At 71.8% G+C, this 18,476-nt stretch carries 18 protein-coding genes; 2 read left to right on the top strand and 16 right to left on the bottom strand.

Annotated elements, in window-relative coordinates; genetic code table 11:
* Nucleotides 1-19: 19 nt before the first annotated feature.
* From M8542_RS14180 to M8542_RS14130, 11 genes are all read right to left on the bottom strand, one after another.
* Nucleotides 20-799 (bottom strand): pectate lyase, encoded by a 780-nt coding sequence (locus tag M8542_RS14180; protein ID WP_257920588.1) that lies wholly within the window; start codon nt 797-799, stop codon nt 20-22.
* An 83-nt stretch (nt 800-882) separates the two neighbouring features.
* A complete protein-coding gene (locus M8542_RS14175; RefSeq protein ID WP_257920587.1) occupies nt 883-2,157 on the bottom strand; it encodes a pectate lyase family protein in 1,275 nt (424 codons plus the stop codon).
* Between the two features lie 11 nt (nt 2,158-2,168).
* Nucleotides 2,169-3,089, bottom strand: a complete 921-nt coding sequence (locus M8542_RS14170; protein ID WP_257920586.1) for a DUF6807 domain-containing protein — start codon at nt 3,087-3,089, stop codon at nt 2,169-2,171.
* On the bottom strand, nt 3,086-4,294 hold the full coding sequence (locus tag M8542_RS14165) for a Gfo/Idh/MocA family protein (RefSeq protein WP_257920585.1): 1,209 nt from the start codon (nt 4,292-4,294) through the stop codon (nt 3,086-3,088). The genes M8542_RS14170 and M8542_RS14165 overlap by 4 nt, the downstream gene beginning before the upstream one ends.
* On the bottom strand, nt 4,294-5,397 hold the full coding sequence (locus M8542_RS14160) for a Gfo/Idh/MocA family protein (protein ID WP_257920584.1): 1,104 nt from the start codon (nt 5,395-5,397) through the stop codon (nt 4,294-4,296). The genes M8542_RS14165 and M8542_RS14160 overlap by 1 nt, the downstream gene beginning before the upstream one ends.
* Nucleotides 5,394-5,945: a DUF624 domain-containing protein gene (locus tag M8542_RS14155; RefSeq protein ID WP_257920583.1), complete on the bottom strand. Its 552-nt coding sequence runs from the start codon at nt 5,943-5,945 to the stop codon at nt 5,394-5,396. The genes M8542_RS14160 and M8542_RS14155 overlap by 4 nt, the downstream gene beginning before the upstream one ends.
* 4 nt (nt 5,946-5,949) lie before the next feature.
* Nucleotides 5,950-6,795, bottom strand: coding sequence for a carbohydrate ABC transporter permease (locus tag M8542_RS14150; protein WP_257920582.1), 846 nt, complete (start codon nt 6,793-6,795; stop codon nt 5,950-5,952).
* Nucleotides 6,792-7,766 carry a carbohydrate ABC transporter permease gene (locus tag M8542_RS14145; RefSeq protein WP_257920581.1) on the bottom strand — a complete coding sequence of 325 codons (975 nt, stop codon included), beginning with the start codon at nt 7,764-7,766 and terminating at the stop codon, nt 6,792-6,794. The genes M8542_RS14150 and M8542_RS14145 overlap by 4 nt, the downstream gene beginning before the upstream one ends.
* A gap of 3 nt (nt 7,767-7,769) precedes the next feature.
* The gene (locus M8542_RS14140) at nt 7,770-9,053 is read right to left on the bottom strand and encodes an ABC transporter substrate-binding protein (protein ID WP_257920580.1); all 1,284 of its coding nucleotides are present in this window, start codon (nt 9,051-9,053) and stop codon (nt 7,770-7,772) included.
* A gap of 211 nt (nt 9,054-9,264) precedes the next feature.
* Nucleotides 9,265-10,443: a Gfo/Idh/MocA family protein gene (locus tag M8542_RS14135; RefSeq protein ID WP_257920579.1), complete on the bottom strand. Its 1,179-nt coding sequence runs from the start codon at nt 10,441-10,443 to the stop codon at nt 9,265-9,267.
* A gap of 199 nt (nt 10,444-10,642) precedes the next feature.
* Nucleotides 10,643-11,632, bottom strand: a complete 990-nt coding sequence (locus tag M8542_RS14130) for a pectate lyase family protein (protein WP_257920578.1) — start codon at nt 11,630-11,632, stop codon at nt 10,643-10,645.
* 232 nt (nt 11,633-11,864) lie between these two features.
* On the opposite strand from M8542_RS14130, the gene M8542_RS14125 reads away from it, so the two are divergent.
* On the top strand, nt 11,865-12,845 hold the full coding sequence (locus M8542_RS14125; protein WP_257920577.1) for a LacI family DNA-binding transcriptional regulator: 981 nt from the start codon (nt 11,865-11,867) through the stop codon (nt 12,843-12,845).
* Here M8542_RS14125 and M8542_RS14120 read toward each other — a convergent pair.
* The 5 genes from M8542_RS14120 to M8542_RS14100 form a co-directional block, all read right to left on the bottom strand.
* Entirely contained in the window at nt 12,842-14,080 is a 1,239-nt protein-coding gene (locus M8542_RS14120; protein WP_257920576.1) for an FAD-binding protein, read from the bottom strand. The genes M8542_RS14125 and M8542_RS14120 overlap by 4 nt on opposite strands.
* A gap of 51 nt (nt 14,081-14,131) precedes the next feature.
* Complete coding sequence (locus tag M8542_RS14115) at nt 14,132-15,163, bottom strand: Lrp/AsnC family transcriptional regulator (protein WP_257920575.1); 1,032 nt, start codon at nt 15,161-15,163, stop codon at nt 14,132-14,134.
* Nucleotides 15,164-15,277: 114 nt separating this feature from the next.
* On the bottom strand, nt 15,278-16,051 hold the full coding sequence (locus tag M8542_RS14110; RefSeq protein ID WP_257920574.1) for a hypothetical protein: 774 nt from the start codon (nt 16,049-16,051) through the stop codon (nt 15,278-15,280).
* Nucleotides 16,048-16,635 carry a papain-like cysteine protease family protein gene (locus M8542_RS14105; RefSeq protein ID WP_257920573.1) on the bottom strand — a complete coding sequence of 196 codons (588 nt, stop codon included), beginning with the start codon at nt 16,633-16,635 and terminating at the stop codon, nt 16,048-16,050. Before M8542_RS14105 ends, M8542_RS14110 begins: the two co-directional genes overlap by 4 nt.
* Before the next feature lie 193 nt (nt 16,636-16,828).
* On the bottom strand, nt 16,829-17,419 hold the full coding sequence (locus M8542_RS14100) for a DUF6801 domain-containing protein (protein ID WP_257920572.1): 591 nt from the start codon (nt 17,417-17,419) through the stop codon (nt 16,829-16,831).
* Between the two features lie 280 nt (nt 17,420-17,699).
* Between M8542_RS14100 and M8542_RS14095 the strand changes: the two genes are divergently transcribed.
* Entirely contained in the window at nt 17,700-18,215 is a 516-nt protein-coding gene (locus M8542_RS14095; RefSeq protein WP_257920571.1) for a hypothetical protein, read from the top strand.
* Nucleotides 18,216-18,476 lie beyond the last annotated feature (261 nt).

Raw genomic sequence — 18,476 nt, 5'->3', positions numbered from 1 at the left:
GGCGCCCCCGGCGGGTCGGTCACCGGTAAGTGATGTTCGCGGTGGTGTAGAGGCAGTTCGTCGAGTCGGGCCCGCTGCCGGTCTTCGTCGGTTCGCCGCTGGTGACGCCCTTGTACTTCTGGCAGGGCTCGATCTTGCGGCTCGAGTCGCCGACGATGGTGATCCGGGTCAGCCTCGCGGTGTCGCCGTAGTTGGTGTTGATGCCCACGAGCGCCTTGCCGGGCACGGTCGCGGTGACGTTGTCGACGACGACGTTGCGCTTGTACTGCGTCTTGCAGTTGCCGCACGAGCGGTACAGCTTGCCGAAGTCGGTCACCTCGAAGTTGCGGATGTACATCGTGCCGGGGCCGTTGTGCTGGAACACCTTGTCCGACGCCTTGCGCGCGCCGCCGCCGTCGATGGTCATGGTCTGCGACGCCGAGGTGCCCTTGAAGGTCGCCGCGTCCTCGCCGACGTCCTCCCACCAGACGTTGAGCAGCGTGCACGTGCCGAGGCAGTGCACGCCGTCGGCGGCCGGGTTGCCGAGGACGACGTTCTTCAGGGTCGTGCCGTTGGCGAGCTCGAAGATCGGGCCCTGGTCCTCGTCCTGGCCGCCGGTGCCGAGGTCGCCGGTGCCGTAGAACCGCTTCAGGCCGCCGTCGTAGGTGCCGCCGGTGACCTTGATCGTCTGGCCGACGGCGACGCTGGTGCTCGGGTTCGGCCAGGAAGCCGCCGACGCCGACCCGGGCACGCCGAGCATCGCCGAAGCGGCCAGCAGGACGGCGAGCGAGCACGCGCGAATGCGTTCTTGCGAAATCATCTTCATCACTCCGTGGTCCGGGGAAACGGTCCGTGCGAGTGCTGAAAGCGCTTTCTCAATACTGCGCACGGACCGGTTCCGTGTCAACGCCCGTTCGGGCCGACTTCGGCCGGCACGCGCAGCGGCACCAGCCACGCCGGATCCAGGCGGTCCACCAGCGTCGGCGTCCAGCCCACGTCCGGCCCCAGGTCCGGATCGTTGGCCGCGTTGTACTCCGCCAGCAGGTCCACCGGGCGCGGCAGCGCCGCACCGGACGAAACCAGCGTCCCGGTCGCGTGCAGCACCGTGCCCTTCCAGTATTCGACGAGCGCGCCCAGCGGAACCGAGGCCGGGATCCGGAAGAAGTTGTTCTCCGCGTAGATCCGGGATTCCACGCCGACGCCGAGTGAATACGTGTAGGCCGCCGCGTCCCGGACCGAGTACAGGTTGTCGTACACGTGCACCTGGCCGTACCGCACCCGCGGCGCGCGCTGCCCGATTTCCGAAAAGAGGTTGTGGTGCACCGTGACGCGCAGCTTCCCGACGTCGTGGGTGGGCTTGTCGGTGTTGCCGATCAGCATCGTCTTGTCGTGGTCGTGCAGGCGGTTGTACGACACCGTCACGAGGTCCGAGCCGTTCACGATGTCCAGCAGGCCGTCGTGGACCTCGTACTCGCGGCCGAAGTACGTGGGCTGGGAGTCGTTCCCGCCGTCGCTGAACTCGTTGTGGTCCACCCAGACGTGCGTCGCGCCGACCAGGTCGACGTTGTCGTACTCGGAGTTCCAGTTGCCGTCGGCGCCGTCCAGTGGGTCCCACTGCGGGAAGCAGTCGTGCGCGTCGGCGAACCGCAGGTTCCGCAGGATCACGTTGTCGCCGGTGACACGCAACGTCAGCCCGTGCAGGGTCGCGCCGCGAAGGCCGACGATCGTCGTGTCCGGGCCGACGTCGAGCACCACCTGCGCGGCCTGGTTGGCCTGCGACCGGACCCGCGCCTCCTCCAGCGGCCCCGAAGGCTCGACCTTGCCCCAGGTCGCCGGGTCGTACGCGGCCAGGTACGCGGGCAGGCGGTAGCCGGGATCGGCGAAGTCGTCGCACGTCCGGGGCCGGTCGCGACCGTCCACATTGCCCTCGATCGTGCCGCGGACGTGGACGATCTTCGGCGCGCCCGGGTGGGCCGCCAGCGCGGCGGCCAGCTCGGAGCGGGTCGACACCGTGTGGACATCACCCGGCGCGGCCGCGGCGCCGCCGGTCGTCCCGGCTCCCCAGCCGTCGTGCGCGCCGGCCACGACCCGGCCGGGGTCGTGGCCGTGTGCTTCCGCCGCGGGTGTGAGGGTGAGTCCGAGCAGGGCGAGGCACCCCGCGAAGGCCTTCCAGCGCATTTCGGCTCCTTCTACTCGGCCGCCCGGGCCGCGAGCTCGGCGAGCCGGGCGGGCTCCGGGTCGCCGTCGAGGACGACGACGTGGTGGGTCAGCGTCAGCTCCTCACCCGGTTCGAGCAGCCACGGCCGGTGGTAGGTCGCGGCGAAGCTGACCACCGGGAACGGCTCGGCCCGGACGTACCAGGCGGTCGGGAAGCTCCGGTTGCGCGGGCTGTCGGCGAACAGCAGCGTCGAGGTCCGCAGGCTCTCGTCGTGCCGGCCGGTGAAGGCGAGCCACGGCGACCGGTGCCCCATCGCGCCGGCTCCGCCCCGGCCGTCCGCCGTGCGGATGGCGCCGCCGACGAACGAGCGGGGACCGCGCCAGAACAGCCCGCCGTAGCCCGCGGTGTCGCGGCCTTCGGTCACCGGGCTCCCCCAGCGCAGTTCGCGGCCGCTGGTGTTGCGCAACCGGCTCGACCAGGTGAGGGTCCAGCGGCCGGCCGAGACGTCGCCGAAGCGCAGCGTGCGGTGCTCGGTGAGCCACCGCCGGCCGCCCGCGGTGCGCCAGGCGAGCTCGTGCCGCAGCTCGCAGTGCCCGGCCGCGCAGACGATGCTCTCCCAGCGGACGTGGCCCACGCTGCCGTTGTTGTCGAGCGGGGTGTACCCGAGGCCGCGCAGGTAGGTCCGGCCACCCCAGAAGTTCTCGCCCGAGAGGTGGGCCATGGTGAACTGCAGGCCGTTGTGCCAGGTGTGGTCGTGCGGCCGGACCGCGGTCACGGTCTCCCCCGCGGTGGTGCGCAACGGGTGCAGGTACGGCTTCGGCGAGTCCCCGGCCGGGGTCGGTGGCGCGACGACGTACTCGGCCAGGACGACGTCGCCGAGCCGGACGCGCAGCCGGCCGTCGTCGTCCTCGGCGAGCTCCAACGTCCCGTCCCCCACCGCCGCCCGGCTCACGCCGGTTCCCCGATCTCACCGAGCAGTTCGTCGACCGCCACCGGCGCGCCGGTGGCCAGGGACCGGTTCGCGGCCAGCCCGGTGAGCAGGGCCTGCAGGCCGGAGTCGTGGTCGGCCGCGCAGCCGAGCGGGTCCGGCTCGGCGTCGCCCAGCAGCTCGGCGAGCATCCGCGCGTCCCCGCCGCCGTGGCCCTCGCCGAGCGGCTCGTCCAGGACGACCTCCGGCGGCTCCCACTGCCGCTGCCGGGTCAGCCTGGCCCGCGTGGTCTCGCCGGCGTCCGCGGCGTGCTCGTTCTCCCGCACGTCCAGCTCGAGCCGACCCTCGCTGCCGGAGAACGCGACGCGATAGCCCTCACGCGGTGAATACGCGTGCAGGTGGTAGTTCAGGACCACCCCGCCGCGGTGCCGGACGAGCACCGACACGTCGTCCTCGATCGTGACGCCGGGCGCGAACACGTCCTGGTTCCGGACGTAACCGTCTTCGTGCTCCGCGTCGTGGTAGAGCGCGCGCAGCCTCGGCGAAGCCTCGACGTCCAGCGCGAACCGGTCGTCGGGGTGCCCGCTGCCTTCGCCGTAGAAGAACAACCGCCCGACCGCGAACACCGTCTCCGGGCCACTGCCGAGCCACCAGTTGACCAGGTCGAAGTGGTGCCCGGACTTGTGCACGAGCAGGCCGCCGGAGTTCGCCTTGTCGCGGTGCCAGCGGCGGAAGTAGTCGGCGCCGTGCGCGGTGTCGAGCAGCCAGCTGAACTCGACCGACCCGATCTCGCCGATCGCGTCCTCGGCGAGCAGCGCGCGGACCCGGCGGTGCACCGGGTTGTACCGGTAGTTGAACGCAACGCGTACCGCGCGGCCGGTCTCGCGCCGGGCCGCCAGGATGCGCCGGGCGCCGTCCACGTCGGTCGTCATCGGCTTCTCGGTGACGACGTCGCAGCCGGCCCGCAGCGCCGCGACGACGTAGTCCGCGTGCGTGTGATCCGGTGTGCACACCACGACGACGTCGATGCGCTCCTTCTCGAGCATCACGACGAAGTCGGCGGGCCGGTAGCTGGGCACCGCCGTGCCCAGCCACTCGTTGTGGACGCGCATGCGGGTCTGGTTCTGGTCGCAGAAGGCGGCCAGTTCGGCGCGCGGTGACCCGGCCAGGGCCCGGGCGAACAGCTCGGCCCGCGACCCCAGGCCGACGATCGCGTAGTGCGGCACCATCACGTCTCCTCCCGGGCGAGCGTCCACGGCAGAGCGAGTTCGGAGAAGAGCGCGAGCCGCTCGGCCGCGGCGTCGACGGCCGCGTCGACGCCGGGCACGACGAACCGGCGCTCCGGCCCGGCGCCGACGGCCCGCGCCTGGGGCAGCCGCCTCGGCTCGGGCGCGTCGCGGACCGCCTCGACCAGCGCGGTGAACGCGCGGGTGGCGGCCAGCGGGGCGAGCAGCGGCACGCCGTCGCGGACGTGGTCGACGAGGTTCGCCAGCAGGTCCCGCGGCGGGCCGACCGGCACCGGCTCGTCACCGACGAGGACGACGTCGGTCTTGTAGTGCCACCGGATCCGGCCGTCGGTGCCGTGGATCAGCACGTAGGGCTCGTGGTCGGCTTCGGCGGCGAGCGTCGCGGCGGCGACGACGTCCGGCGCGCCGGCGAAACACAGCCGCGCGCACGCCGTGTCGTCCGACTCGATGTCACGAGCGCGGTACAGCTCGACGGTGGTGCGCTCGGGCACGACACCTGCGGTGCCGTTGAGCAGCAACGCGGTCGCGACCGCGTGGGCGAACGGGTTCGTCAGCGCGCCGTCGACCACCGGCTGCCCGCCGACGCGGCGCCGGCCCGCCCACTCGGTGCGCTGGAAGTACCGGTCGCGCCGGATCCACGCACCCGCCGCGGCGATCCCGGTGACCGTCCCGATCGCCCCCCGGGCCAGCGCGGCCCGGATCACCGGGATCGCGGGCGAGCCGAAGCTCTGGAACCCGACCTGACAGGCCCGGCCGCGGGCCCGCTCGGTCAGCTCGTCGAACGCCCTCAGGTCGAGCACCGGCGGCTTCTCCACCAGCACGTGGCAGCCCGCGGCGAGCGCGAGCCGGACCAGCGGCAGGTGCGTGTGCGGCGGGGTGGCCACCACGGCGATGTCCGCCGGCACCCGGGCCAGCAGTTCGGCGGGGTCGCGGGTGAAGACCGGCACGCCGGCTTCCTCCGGTGGCTCGCGGATATCGCACGCGCCGGCCAGGACGATCTCGCCCCGGTCGTGCAGCGCCCGGGCCCGGCGCAGGTGCGTGCGCGCGTAGCCGGCGGTGCCGAACACGACGATGCTCGGAATCATCGGCGCCCACCGGTCGCGACGGCCGCCAGGGCCAGCGGCCCGGCGATGACGAACGCCAGGATCGGCAGCATCCACACGAGCACCACCGCGAGGCCGATCGCCCCGGCCAGGAGCAGGGCGTTCCCCGGCGACGTCTCGCGGGCCGCCGTAACGACGGCCCGGCGCCACGACGCTTCCCCGCGCGCGACGACCTCGCAGGTCCGCACGGCGACGACGGCCGCCACCCCCGCCAGCAGCCACAACGCCGGCCGGAGCACCCCGGCGCCGGGCGTCGCGCCCACGATGTCGAGGTCCACCGCGAACATCGCCGCCGCGAGGAGGCCCAGCAGGCCGAACGCCACGCTACCGCGGACGGCCTGCCGGAAGTCGGCCCAGAACGTCGTCCACAGTGGACGCGCGATACCGTGTCGCGATCGGTCGAGCGCTCGGCAGCCGGCCGCGAACGCCGGCGCCGCGGTCACCACGGGCACGGACGCGAGCGCGACGAGCAAGCCGGTCAGCAGGCAGTCCGAGAAGTCTTCGAGCCCGGTCCTCCAGTGCGTTCGCACGCCGTCACCCCTTCAAGCCGCTGGTGCTGACGCCCTCCACCAAGAGGCGCTGGAAGGCGAGGAAGAACAGCACGATCGGGACCAGCGCGAGCGCGGACATCGCGAACATCGCGCCGAAGTTCGACTCGCTGCTGGTGTCGACGAACAACCGCAGGCCCAGCGGCACCGTGAACTTCTCCGTGTCGTTCAGGTACACCATCTGCGTGAAGAAGTCGTTCCACGTCCAGATGAACGTGAAGATCGACGTCGTCACCAGCGCCGGTTTCGACAGCGGCAGCACCACGTGCCAGAACGTCCGGTAGACCGAGCAGCCGTCGATCGTCGCGGCCTCGTCGAGCTCGCGCGGGATGCCGCGCATGAACTGGACGATCAGGAACACGAAGAACGCCTCGGTGGCCAGCAGCTTCGGCAGGATCAGCGGGACGACCGTGTTGACCAGGCCGGCCTGCTGGAAGATCACGTACTGCGGGATCAGCGTCACGTGGTAGGGCAGCATCAGCGTCGTGATCATGAACGCGAACAGCGCGCCCCGGAACCGGAACTTCAGCCGCGCGAACGCGAACGCCGCCAGCGAGCACGAGAGCACGTTCGCGACCACCGACAACCCGGCCACCAGCACCGAGTTGAGGAAGAAGCGGCCGAACCCGACGTCGGCCGCGCCCTCCCAGCCCTTCGTGTAGCCGTCGAAGACGAACCGGGTGGGCAGCAGCGACAGCCGCGAGAGGATCTCGTCCGGCGGCTTGACCGACGCGAACGCCAGCCACACCAGCGGGTACAGCACCACGGCGACGATCACGAGGCACAGCACGTGCCAGCCGAACGAACGCGCCGAACGCGGCAACACGGTCATGTGCGCTCCTCGGCGTCGTCGTAGAACACCCAGAGTTTGGCGGTGCGGAACACGATCGCCGTGACGATCGCGATCACCGCCAGCAGGACCCACGCCATCGCGGACGCGTACCCCATGTGGAAGTCCTGGAAGCCGACTTCGTACAGGTAGAGCGTGTAGAACAGGTCGGCGTCGGCCGGGCCGCCGCGGCCGCCGCCGATGACGAACGCCGGGGTGAACGCCTGGAACGCGTGGATGGCCTCCATCACCAGGTTGAAGAAGATCACCGGCGAGAGCATCGGCAGCGTGATGTGCCGGAACCGGCGGAACGCCCCGGCGCCGTCGATCGCGGCCGCCTCGTGCAGCTCGGCCGGGATCTGCTTGAGCCCGGCCAGGAAGATCACCATCGGCGCGCCGAACTGCCAGACGCCGAGCAGCACGATCGAGGCGAGGCTGAACCGCGGGTCGTCGACCCAGCTCGGCGTGTGCCAGCCGAAGAACGCGAGCACCTCGTTCACCGGGCCGCCGCCCATGAACAGCGCCCGCCACACCAGCGCGGCCGCGACGCTCGCGCCCAGCAGCGACGGCGCGTAGAACGCGGCCCGGTAGAAGCCGCCACCACCTCGACGCGAGTTGAGCAGCATCGCCACCAGCAACGACACGGTGAGCTTCAGCGGCACCGAAACCAGGACGTAGCCGAGCGTGACCTGCACCGACTGGAGGTAGCGGTCGTCGTCGGTGAACATGTGCGTGAAGTTGCCGAAGCCGACCCACTTCGGCGCGGTGAACAGGTCGTAGTCGGTGAAGGACAGGTAGAGCGAGACGACCATCGGGCCCACGGTCAGCGCGATCGCGCCGAGCAGCCACGGCGTGAGGAACGCGAAGGCCGCCGGCTGGCTCTTGCGGCGGCGCCCGGCCGGGCGGTCCCGTCGCCGGACCCGCGTGGCCGCCTCGGGAGCGACCGGCGGGTCCGGGGTGCGCACCGTCGCCATCGGCTAACCCAGCGCCTTCTCGGCTTCGGACAGGAACCGGTTCACCGCGTCGTCGACGCTCATCCGGCCGAACGCGACCTCCTCGTAGGTGCGCTGGAGGAGCTTCTGGATCGAGCCCGCGCCCTTGGGCGGGACGGGCGGCGCGGCACCGAGCTTCGGCTCGAGCGCGGCTTCGTAGTCGTAGAGCGTCTTGTCGGCGCCCTTGGCCGCCGTCGCGAGCTGGGCGCGGACCTTGAGGTTCGGGGCGAGCCCGCGGTCGGTGCCGACGATCTTGCCCACTTCGGGGTCGTTGACCAGGAAGTCGACGAGCTTCGCCGCCGCCTCCTGCTGGGAGCTGCGCGCGGAGACCGAGAGGAACATCGACGGCCGCCGGTACTGCCCGTTGTTCCCGTCCGCACCGGTCGGGTACGGCGCGACGTTCAGCGGCTTGCCGTTCGCCTTCTGGTAGGCGGGCAGGAGGTTGTCGTAGGCGAACTCGGAGGCGGTCAGCTTCTTGCCGAGCGGTGACTGCTCGGGCGAGGTGTTGTAGGACGCCGTGACGTCGGCCGGGGACGCGCCCTTCGTGTCGCGGAACCGGCCCGCGAGCTGCCAGTACCGGCGCAGGTCGTCGGCGGTGAAGCCGAGCTTGCCCTCGGGGCTGTAGAACTGCTTGCCCTGCTGGCGCAGCCAGATCTCCAGCGTCGTGTCGAGGATGCCGAAGTCGGTCGTGCCACCGGCCGTTCCGGTGGTCCCGATCTTCGCGGTCGCCTCGGCGAACTGGTCCCAGGTCAGGCCCTTGGCCGGGTCCGCGCCCGCCGCGGTGAACGCGGCCGGGTCGTACAGCATCGCCGGGGTGTTCTGCGCCCACGGCACCGCGTACCGCTTGCCCTGGTACACGCTGGTCGCCGCCAGCTCCGGGTTGACGTCGGCCAGCGAGATCGCCTTTCCCGCGCCCTCGTTCAGGTTCGCCAGCACACCGCGGCCGCCGTACTCGGCCAGGTAGCGGGTGTCGACGTTGAGCACGTCCGGCGGCTTGCCTCCGGCGGACTGCGTCGCCAGCTTCTCCCAGTAGGCCGCGTACGCCGAGAAGGACGTCTGTACCTTGATCTTCGGGTTCTTCTGCTGGAACAGCTCGACGGCCTTCTTGGTCAGGTTCGCTCGGCCGTCGCTGCCCCACCAGACGAAGGTGATCGTGACGTCCCCGCCGTCGCCGCCGGAGTCCGAGCCGCACGCGGCGACCCCGGTCAGCAGCAGCGGGACCACCGCGGCCAGCGCGACGAGCGTTCGCGGTTGTCTTGTCCGACGCATCGGGCTCTCCGTTCTCAGCCGGTCGGCAGTTTTTCTGAAAACGCTGCCAGCGGGCTCACGGTAGGCAGCGCGTCGCGGCGCTGTCAACGGGCAAAAAGTGGTAATACCCCTTGTGCAGCAACGGTTTCAGGCGTTTTCAGGCAGGATGAGAAAGCGCTTACAGTCACCGGTCGGAAAGCCGGGCTGTCAGCGCGAGAGAGCACCGGCCGCGCTAGCCGGTGCGGTCGGCGACCTTCGGGCGGCTCGCCCACGGGACACCGAGTTCGGAGAACAGCGCGAGCCGGTCCGCGGCGACGGCGACCTCTTCCCCGATGCCGCGCACGACCGGGTGCCGGCCCGCCCCCTCCCCGGCGGTGCGGACCCAGCCGGCCGGGATCCGCGCCGGGGACGGCGCGTCCCGCACCGCTTCGACGACCGACGCGAACGCCCGGGTGCCGGCCAGCGGCGCGAGCAGCGGCGTGCCCACCGGGTCCCGGCGGTGGGCGACGAGGTTGCGCAGGAGGTCGGCCGGCTCACCGAGGACGACCCGCTCGTCGTTCAGCTCGAGGCGGTGGCTCTTGTACCAGAACTTCGCCCGGCCCTGCCGGCCGTGCACCACGACGTAGGGCTCGTGGTCCTGCTCGGCGCACAGCGACGCGGCGACCACGATCTCCGGGCCGTCGTCGAACCGGATCCGCAGGCACGCGGTGTCGTCGGCTTCGATGTCACGCGCGCCGTAGAGCTCGAGCGCGATCTCGGCCGGGTCCCGGGCGGCGACCCCGCCGACGAGCAGGGCGGTGGCCACCGCGTGGGAGAACGGGTTGGTCAGCGCGCCGTCGACGACGGCCTCGCCGTCGAGCCAGCGCCGTCCCGCCCACGGGTTGCGGCGGTAGTAGGCGTCGGTGCGGATCCACGCCCCGGCCGCGCCGACCCCCGCCACCTCGCCGAGCTTCCCGGTCGCGATCGCCGCGCGGAGCACCGGCAGCGCCCGGGAACCGAAGCTCTGGAACCCGGTCTGACACGCCGACCCGCTTTCGGCGGCCAGCCGGCTGAGGGTGGTGAACCCGCTCAGGTCCAGCACCGGCGGGGTTTCCAGCAGCAGGTCGCTGCCCGCCCGCAGGACCGCGCCGCCGACCCGGACGTGTGCGTGCGGCGGCGTCGCGACCACGGTGATGTCGGGACGGCACCGGTGGAGCAGGTCGTCCACGCCCACGTGCGCCGCGGCGCCCTCGGGCAGGAGGGCGGCCGCCGCGGCCGAGGGCGGGTGGACGTCGGCCATGCCCGCGAACCGGACCACGCCTTCGTCGTGCAGGATGCGCGCGCGGTGCAGGTAGCTGAACGCGTAGCCGGACGTGCCGACCACGGCCAGCTTCGGCGGGTCCGCGACGGTGCGGCGCCTGCTCCCCGGCATGGGTCTCCGATCGGCGCGGCCCGGGCCGCGCGGAACCGACGAATGGGTGAGGAGTCGAGCAGAAACTTCCGGTGGTCACCGTAGGGCGTTCTCGACGGGGGTGTCAATATTCGCCCACGTCGGGTCGAATTCGTCGAAGAACGCGTACTCCGAACGATGGTCGGCGGTTCGAGATAGCGCTTACCCGAACCGCGCGGGATCAGATCCGGCCGACGCCGGCGCCCGCGGTCACGGTGGCCTTGACCGTCGAAGTCGGCTCCAGCGTGAAGGAATATGGCGCGGTGCTCATGCTCCCGGTCCGGGTGATCTTGTTCGTGCAACCACCGAAGGAGTTCCCCGACTCGTTCAGGTAGCCGTCGACGTCGCTGTCGCCGGTCGTTTCGAGGCAGACCTTCGTGGATTCGAAAACGTTGTTCTGGGCGAGGAACTGCGCGTTCATCCGCGAATGCACGGCGGAATCGGTGACGGCGTGGAAATAGTTGTCGTATGCGTGCCCGGTGCCGAACCGGAGGCTGGGCAGCCGCGAGTTGACGTTCTCGAACCAGTTGTGACTGTAGGTGACGTGCAGCTTGCCCGTGTCCTCGGCGGCGTTGTTGTCACTGTGCCCGACCAGGGACACCTTGTAGTGGTCGTGGAACTTGTTCCAGGACACCGTGATGCCGTCGGCGGCGTGGCTGATGTCGAGCAGCCCGTCGTAGTAGTCCTTGCCGTGGCCGAGGTCCGAGGACAGGTCGTTGTGGTCGACCCAGACCCTGGTCGAGCCGCGCTGGATCTGGATCGCGTCGGTGCCGACCGCCTTCGCGATGGCCAGGTTGCGGATGATGACGTTCGACGCCTTGTCGACGGCGAGCCCGCCGCCGGTGAACCCGGAGCCGGACCCGACGCCGAGCACCGTCTTGTTCGACCCGATCTTCACCAGCGTCTTGTCCGGCAGGGTGATCTTGCCGCTCACCCGCACGGTCCGGGCCGTCGTGCCCGTCACCGCGCTGGTGAACGCCGAAGCCGTCGTCACGGTGACGGTTTCCCCGCCGGCGCCGCCGGTCGTCCCGGCGCCGAAGCCGGCGGGTGAGCTTTCGTAGGCCGCGTGCGCGACCCCGGCCGGCACGACCGCGAGCGCCGCGGTGACGGCCGCCGACACGGCGGCGGCGTGGGCGAAAGTGCGCGCGGAAAACCGCGATGTCCTGGTCATCAGGCACCTTCTCGTGGGTGGGGGCCCGGGTCCCGGAAGGCGGGAACCACGGTGGAGATTCCGTTCTACGATCGCCCGAAAACCCGGTCAACGATTTTCAGGGTTTTCATCGTGAACCCCAGCCGAATGGCCCTGCGGGGCCGCGATCCCCGCTCCCCCAACGCAGTCCGCTTGTTGACAACGCTCTCAGGCGTTTCCATGATGTGGCGAACGCCGGTGCGGAGGAGCTGCCGTGAGCGTGACCATCCACGACGTCGCCCGCCGGGCCAACGTGTCGATCTCGACGGTGTCGCGGGCGTTCACGTCCCCGGACCTCGTCCGGCAGCAGACCCGCACCCGGGTGCTGGCCGCGGCGGACGAGCTCGGCTACCACGCCGGGCTCCCGCAGCCGGCGGCCGCGGCGCGCACCGGCTACCTCGGCATCGTGGTCCCGGACCTGGGCAACCCGTTCTTCACCGGGGTGCTCGACGGTGTCCAGGCCCGGGCCCGCCAGGACGACCTCGCCGTGCTGTTCGCCAACAGCGACGAGGACCCGGCGACCGAGCAGGACCTCGTCCGGCGGATGGCCCGGCAGGTCGACGGCGTGGTGCTGTGCAGCCCGCGAGCCGGCGAAGAGCGGCTGCGCGCGCTGGCCGCGCGGACGAACCTGGTGCTGTTCAACCGCGAGGTGCCCGGGATCCCGTCGATCGTGCTCGACGCCGAAGACGGGATGCGGCAGGCGATCCAGCACCTGGCCGCGCTCGGCCACCGCCGCTGCGCCTACCTCGGCGGGCCCCGGACGTCGTGGTCGGACCGAGCCCGCCGGCGCGGTCTGGCGGAAGCGGCGCGGCGGCACGGCACGGAGGTGGTGGAGTTCGGCCCGTTCCCGCCGGTGTTCGAGGGCGGGCTCCAGGGCGCGGACCTGGCGCTGGCCGCGGACGTCACGGCGATCGTCGCCTACAACGACCTCGTCGCGTTCGGCGCACTGGCCCGGTTGAACGCGCGCGGGGTCCCGGTGCCCGACGAGATCAGCCTGGTCGGCTTCGACGACCTGGTCTTCGCCGCGATCTCGGCGCCCCCGCTGACGACGATCGCGATGCCGACAGAGGCGGCGGGCCGCGCGGCGGTCACGATCCTGCTGGATCTCCTCGACGGCGAGGCGGACGAGCCCGCGGCCCAGGTCCTCGACACACACCTGATCGTGCGCGCCACGACGGCACCACCCGCGGGCTAGCGGCCGAAGATGTTCCGCCGCAGGAACGGGTTCCGGAACTTGCCACCCGGGTCGAGGTTCTCGGCCAGGGCGCGGAAATCCGCCAGCCGCGGGTAGTTCCCGGGCACGCCGTGGAAGAGCTTGCCCCAGTGCGGCCGGGCGCCGAACGGGGCCAGGCGCTCCTCGAGCAGCGGCAGCACCGCCTCGACCTCCGGCTGCCGCGGCTGCCAGGTGAAGTGCAGCGCGACCCGGTCGCCGCCGTGGCCGGGGCTCAGCCACAGCTCGTCGCCCGCGATCGCGCGGATTTCGGACACCAGCAGCACCGGCGCCAGGCGGTCGCCGAGCCCACGGACCGCTTCGAAGGCGGCCGCCGCGTGCTCGTACGGCACGAAGTACTCCGACTGCAGCTCGTCCCCGACGCTCGGGGTGAACGCGAGCGCGAAGTGCGGCAGCCGCTCGTGCCACGGGCCGGGGATCCCCTGCTGCGGCGTGGTGTTCCCGGCGGGAACGCCGGCCGCGTGCGCCGGGTGCCGCGGGCCGTCGGCCGGGACCGCGCCGTAGAGCCCGGGACGCTCGGTGAAAGCGTCCACCCGGCTCTTGATCCACACCTGGTCGACCGCGTCGTGCACCCAGTTCGTGAACAGGCTGACGCTGTGGCCGGCGTCCTCGATTTCGTCGAAGTGCTCGTACGCGTCGGCCCACGGCAGGTCGTCGAAGACGTCTTGGCGGACGTCGAAGGCGGGCACGACGTCGAGCGTCAGCCGGGTGACGACACCGAGCGCGCCGAGGCCGACGACCAGCCCGGGGAACTCGGCGTGCCGGCGGGTGAAGGTCCGCAGCTCGCCGTTGGCGGTGACCAGCTCCACCGCCGAGACCGCCGACGCCAGCCCCGGCAGGCGGCGGCCCGAGCCGTGGGTGCCGGTGGCCACGCTCCCGGCGACCGTGATGTGCGGCAGCGAGGCGAGGTTCGGCAAGGCGAACCCGGCGGCGTGCAGCTGCCCGGCGAAGTCGCCGTAGCGGGCGGACCCGCCGACCGTCACGGTGCCGTCGCCGAGCTCCACCGGGACGTCGAGCTCGCGCAGGTCCAGCAGGACGCCACCGGGGGTGTCCGCGATGTCGTTGAAGCAGTGGCGGCTGCCGAGGGCCTTGACGTGCGTGGCGGCGGCGACGGCTTCACGCACTTCGTCGACGCTTCGCGGCGTGCGCACCTCGGTGGCCGCGTAGGCGTGGTTCCCGGCCCAGTTCGACTCGCCCACCCGCACTGTCCTTTCCCGTGCCGGATCCCCGGGTCCGACCCTACCCGCGCCTCAGCGGGCCGGGATGATCGCCTGGTGGGCGCCGCCGAGGCCGTGCGGGCTGAGCAGCCGGCCCATCCGCTTCGGCATCCGCAGCGTGATCGCGCGGTCGAGGACGCGGGCGCCGGGTGCGACGGCCGCCAGCCGCGTCTCGTAGGCCGTGCAGCCGGACGGCTCCCGCAGCCAGGCGGACACGACCAGGTTGCCCTCCCCGACGACGGCCGCCGAAAGCCGCGTTTCGGGCAGCTGGGCGATCGCGGCGCCGGCGTGGTCGAGCTCGTGCGGGGCGACGTCGAGGCGGTAGCCGGCGATCACCGGCCAGCCGGCCGGGACGTGCGCGAGGTCGCAGCGGAAGTCGAGCTCGTGGTTGCGCAGCATGCGGGCGAGCGTCCGGCGCACGGCGGACTCGCTCATCCGGCAGTCGCGGGCGAGCTCGGCGTAGCTGCGGCGGCCGTCCTCGCCGAGGGACTCGACGAGCGCGCGCAGGTCCCGGTCGTTCCACTGCTGCGGGACGACGAGCCGCGCCTGCACCGCGGTCTCGTCCAGCACGGCCCGCTGTTCGGGGGCCAGCGCGTTGACCAGCCAGCCGCTGCCCTCGCGGTAGACGCGGGTCGCGACGGCGAAGCGGACTTCGCGCACACCGGGCAGTTCGCCGAGCTGCCCGGTGACGAGCGAGTCGAGCGCGTCGAGATCCCGGGCGGCGAGGCTCAGGAAGAGCGAGAACCGGCTGGTGGTGCGCTCGACGCTGAAGACCGACGGCCACCCGCACAGCTCCCGGGTGAGCCCGGTGAGCGCGTCGGGCCGGCAGGCGAGGTCGACGTAGCCGACGGTGGTGGTGGGCGCGGTGGCGTAGGCGGTGAGCCAGGCGAGCCCGCCGGCCTGCAGCCGGTCCCACCGCCGGGCGGCGGTGGTGGCGTCGGTCCCGACCGCGGCGGCGATCCGCGTCCACGGGGCTCGCGGGTCGCGCTGCAGCGCCTCGACGAGCGCGAGGTCGGAGCCACTCAGCCGCGCCGGCTCGGGCTGCGCGGCGGACGGACTGGGCATGGCGCATTGTGCCCTGATCATGATCACCTGCCAAGGGGCGTGAACGTAGTGAATGACCCATTCCCGTCGTCGGACGAGGTGAATGAGTCATTCACTACAGCGCAGCTCGCCGTTCTAGCGCCGGCGCAGGCGCGGCAGGGCCACCGCTCCCCCGGCCAGCACGACCACCAGCACGCCGCCCAGCACGAACGGCAGCACCGACACGTCACCCGGCTCCGCGGCCGGGACCGCGCGCTCGCGGCCGCCGTACCCGCCACCCGCGCCGTCGCGGTCGTAGGCCGAGCCGGGGAGCTTGTCCGCGTACCGCTCGTGCAGTGCCGCCCGGTACTCGGCGAGACTCAGCCGGGTGCCCGCGGCCAGCCCCGTGACCGAGCCGGCCAGCACCGTCACCGAGTCGCCGCGCACCGCGTACCACGCGTTGACCTGCGGCTCGTGCAGCAGGTACCCGCCCGCCGCGGCGGCCGCGTACTTCTGCTCGTAGTCGCCGGAGGCCACGTTCACGACCGTCCACGCCGGGCCCTGGCGCTCGGCCCAGACCGTCGCCGTCGTGCCGTCGCCGGTGCGCGCCGGAACGGCCACGTACGCCAGCGCCGCCGGGACGTCCGAGGCGCCCGTGACGAACGCCGCCGTCGGCTCGTACACCGCGACCTGGGTTCGGGGGTCCGCCGTCGCCGTGTTCGCCGTCGCCGCCTGGTGCGCGCCCGGGAACTTCGTCGTCGCCAGCCGGTCCAGGGTGGCCTTGGCGCCGGTGACCTGGCCGATCGCCGCCGTGTCGGCCGCCGTCGGGGCGCCCGTGGGGCCGGTCCCGGCGCTCGCGCCGCCCGCCGTGCTGAGCATCGCGGCGCCGGCCAGCGCGGCCACGCCCATCGCCTTCCTCAGCATGCTCATCCCTCGATCCCGTACAGCGTGTGGGTCCACTGGAACTGGTTGTTCGAGCGGTAGGTGTCGTAGTTCATCGAGTTGTAGCGGCTGTTGTCCGGCCACGGGTCGCCGTATTCGACGCGGGTGGCGCCGCCGGAGTTGTCGTAGCCGTAGAGCACGTGCATGTGCCCGCCACCGGAGCGCCAGCCGATCCGGGTGCCGATCGGCTGCCCGGCGTCGATCTGGCTCTTGATGGTCGTGAACGACAGCACCTGCCCGTTCGAGTTGTACGAGCCGACGCTGGAAAAGCCGAGCCAGCGGAACACCCGCTGCTGATCCGACAGATAACCTTGGTTGTTCGCGCAGTCGCTGCCGGACTCGTTGTGCGCGACCTGGCAGAACCGCGTCTGGGAAAGGGAATAGCCCCAGAAGCTCGCGATCGTGTTGCCACTGGCGTCCCAGCACCACTGGTCTTTCTGCTGGGCCTGCATGGTGATGCCGAGATCCGTGCGCGCGGCGGCCGCGACGGCGGGCGCCTGCAACGCGACGACCGCGGCCGCGGCGGCCGAAACCGCCGCGAGTCCACGAAGGACTCCTGAATGGGTTTTCACGAAGTGGTCCTCCAGCCGGTGACGATGCGATGTGGTGGCAGGGAATACTCCGCGCACCACCGTTTCCCCGGTACCTACTAAGGGAGGATCACGTTGGGAGAGAACGACTTCCGGCGGATCCCGGCATTTCCCGGGTGCCGGATTCCGGCATCGGCTCCGGCCCGCCGGACGGATTCCGGCGGGCCGGCGCGCATCAGCCGACGGTCGTCGTGCCGAGGGTCGCGTCCTGGTCCGGCGGGTCCAGGGCCAGCGCGACGTCGAACTCGCCGAGGCTGCTGTCGGTGACGACGTGGGTCGTCGCCGCGGCGTCGACGCTGCTGGTCGCCTCCCCGGCCGGGGTGCCGGCCGGGACGGTGAAGTCCACCTGGCCCTGGGCGGTGAACTTCAGCGAGCCTTCGGCGGGCACCGGCGTCTCGGGGATCGGCAGGTCGATCGGGATGGCCACCGTCTGCCCGGCGATCGCGACGTTCACCTTGGACGTGATCGTGCCCGACACCTTCGTGGCGCCGACCAGGCGCAGGCCGTCACCGGCGGCCTGGCCGGCGTCGACGTCCAGGCTGAACGGCACCGAAACCGGCGTGCCGGCGGTGGCGGTCGCCGGGATGTCGGCGTTCACCACGACGGTGACCTGCTGGTCGCCGATGAGCGGGAAGCCGCCCTTGTAGGTGAGCGTTTTCTCGGCCGCCGCGGCGGGCGCCGCGGAAACGACCGCCAGCGCGCCGGCCAGCGCGACCGCCGTCGCGATTCCACGGAATCGCTTTTTCCGAACCAGGGTTTCCGTCATCGTCGGTCCTTTCGTCGTCGAACGGCGATTCGGATGTTAGGTGGAAACTCTCCAACCGGCCAATGTGCGTTTTCGCCGGAGCCCGGAATTTGTCACGCGTGCCGCAGGTTTCCGCGCGCGTATTTGTCACTCCCCCGGACCGGCGTGACAATTTTTCGGTCGCCGGCGCTCATGCTCGTCAGCACCCGCGAGAGCGGCGGTGTAGTGGCCGTGTAGGGGCCGCGCGCAGGGTCGTGCCCATGCCGGGACACCGGGTCCCGGACCACTGAGGGAGACACCCATGCGCACCATCTACCAGGCGGCCGCGCTCTCGGCCGCTCTGCTGTTCGGCGGCGCGACCGTCGCTTCGGCCGCCACCGTCGCCGCGCCGCCGCAGGAGGTCTACGCGCAGGTCACCGCCGCCGACATCGCCGACCCGAGCGCGGTCATCACCGACTCGGCCGCGGACCTCGCCGCCGCGCGGACGGCCAACCAGGCGATCGCCTGGTACTCGAGCCGCAACGGCAGCACGGCCTACCAGGGCTACTGCGAGAAGGCGGCGCGCCTGTCGTGGAACCGCACGACCCACCACGCGAGCGCGATCGAGCACTGGCGCTCCTCGGACGGCGCCCGCCACACCACGGGCACCCCGCCCCGCGGCGCGTTCGTGTTCTGGAACATCTCGGCCTACGGCCACGTCGGCATCGCGGACGGCAGCGGCGGCGTCTGGGCGACGAGCGTCAACGGCGCGATCGGCCACGCGCGCCAGGGCTACTTCAGCAACTACCTCGGCTGGAAGCCGGGCAACAGCAACTGATCCCGCCACGGCCGCCGGGCTCCCACCCCGGCGGCCGTGATGCCCGCTCAATCACACGTGATGCCCCGCCAATCACAGGTGATGCCCGCTCAATCACGCGAGTTACCCCGGCAATCACGCGAGATCCGCTTTCCAGCACGCGAGTTCCGGCCCCAATCACGCGAGTTCCGGCCCCAATCACGCGAATCTCGGCTTCGATCACGCGAGTTCCGGCCGCAAGCACGCGAATCCCGGCGTCCAGCACGCGAGTTCCGGCGTCCA

Origin of the sequence: Amycolatopsis iheyensis (assembly GCF_024703995.1) — a bacterium.
In the GTDB taxonomy this organism is placed as follows: Bacteria; Actinomycetota; Actinomycetes; order Mycobacteriales; family Pseudonocardiaceae; genus Amycolatopsis; species Amycolatopsis iheyensis.
This window is presented reverse-complemented; position numbering and strand designations above follow the sequence as displayed.